Raw genomic sequence first — 1,597 nt, 5'->3', positions numbered from 1 at the left:
AGCAAACACCTGAGCAGCTTGAACAACACAGATGCCAAAGGCGCAGGTCTTGGCACATCCTTGTTCACGAGCTGTTGTTCAAACTAACGAAGGTTCAAAAGAACACAGCAACAAAAGCTCAAACGAAGAAGATCAAACAGATAGAGAGAGAAGAGCTAAACACAGCGTCAGCGGAGCAAAACGATAGACGCTTTTTTTGTGGGCGCGGGGTCGGTGTGTGAGCGCTGCTTATTTTACACCAATCACTAAGCCCAAACACATGTGACCAATGCTACACTTATCTGCGCATTACCCCATAATCTCATATTATCACATAAAATCAGATACTTGACTGTCTTTTCGCTCGCCCAATGTTTCATTTGAACATACGCTTTAGCTGTAACCAAACAGCTAGGAGCGCACATGACACATTTGGCAAAGCTTACATTCAAAACAGTTGATCGCAGCACCAAGCGCGATCCCATCATAGCGCGACGTGACAAACTCGTAGCAGGGCTCAAAGAACAAAAACTTGTGCACGCAGCCGCACTCAAGAAGCAAGATCATCGCGTTGAGCGAAACAAGTGGATCAAAGATGAGTTTGGAGAAGTACAGCTGATCAAAACCATGCGCACAGTTCGTCCGTGGTTCTTTGCACAAGACGGGGGATGGTATGTTCAGTGCCGTTATGGAGCGCGTGTGATTGCAGCAGATGGCACCAACAATGCGGTGTTTGTGAAGTCATTGGATGAGGTGACAGCTGTTCTAGATGCCTTCCTCAATGCAGCGGCTGCAGGGGAGTTGGATGCAGCCATCACCAAAGTGGCAGAGCGGCAACCACGTCTTAAACCGGGGGCGGCCAAGGCAGCAGCAAATGCCTGACGCAAGCACAGCTAAAATAGCAGCACTTAATGATCGAGCGCGGCAGCGTCTTGATCATTGTCGCTGGATACTCACTCAAGGCGTGTTGGCCTACGATCCACTCACAGTGGCAGAGCTGTTAATCGCTGTAGAGGACTTCGATGCATTCACGCCAGACAACGACCCTTATGCCGAGCACGACTTTGGGGTGATCACAATTGAGGGCACAACCTTTTTTTGGAAGTTTGACTATTACGATCTAGACCTGCAGGTGCACTCGCCTGACCCAACAGATACAAATGTAACCACCCGTGTGCTCACCATCATGCTTGCAGAAGAGTATTAAGGCCCAACTCACACATCATCCCAACACAAACACAGCAAATCTGCCCTACAAAAGGTCAGCACTGGTCTCTGCGCCAGCAGCACAAACGCAACTTAAACACAGTGATCAGGTTTAGAGTTCAAACACAGTGTTTCGATTCACTGCGTCAAACATACATGTTGCAAACACTGTGTTTGCCATTTTTGCCAAACATACTAAATCCAAACACAGTGTTTGCCTTATTACGCATTAATATCAATGACTTAATTTTTACCGACGCAAGGCTTTGGGGAACTCTCCGCGCCCAACGTTGTCAATATACTGCTCTGCCGTGCGCAAATATCGGTTGGTTTGGTTCGCAATGCTCGTGCGGGCCTGCTTGTTGTGGGCATCCGCTTTGATTGCGGCGCGTGTGCGCGTTTCACCATATTT

The 1,597-nt window shown here is 48.3% G+C and carries 3 protein-coding genes; all 3 read left to right on the top strand.

The genetic code is table 11. The annotated features are described in order from the left end of the window. Positions 1–221, top strand: a 221-nt coding sequence (locus NIG5292_RS15235; protein WP_048600226.1) for a hypothetical protein, incomplete at its 5' end; no start/stop codon positions are given. Between the two features lie 181 nt (positions 222–402). Beyond that, complete coding sequence (locus NIG5292_RS14415) at positions 403–861, top strand: hypothetical protein (protein ID WP_048600225.1); 459 nt, start codon at positions 403–405, stop codon at positions 859–861. Beyond that, entirely contained in the window at positions 854–1,186 is a 333-nt protein-coding gene (locus tag NIG5292_RS14410; RefSeq protein WP_048600144.1) for a DUF3768 domain-containing protein, read from the top strand. The genes NIG5292_RS14415 and NIG5292_RS14410 overlap by 8 nt, the downstream gene beginning before the upstream one ends. Positions 1,187–1,597 lie beyond the last annotated feature (411 nt).

It is taken from the genome of Nereida ignava, assembly GCF_001049735.1.
GTDB classification, from domain to species: Bacteria; Pseudomonadota; Alphaproteobacteria; order Rhodobacterales; family Rhodobacteraceae; genus Nereida; species Nereida ignava.
This window is presented reverse-complemented; position numbering and strand designations above follow the sequence as displayed.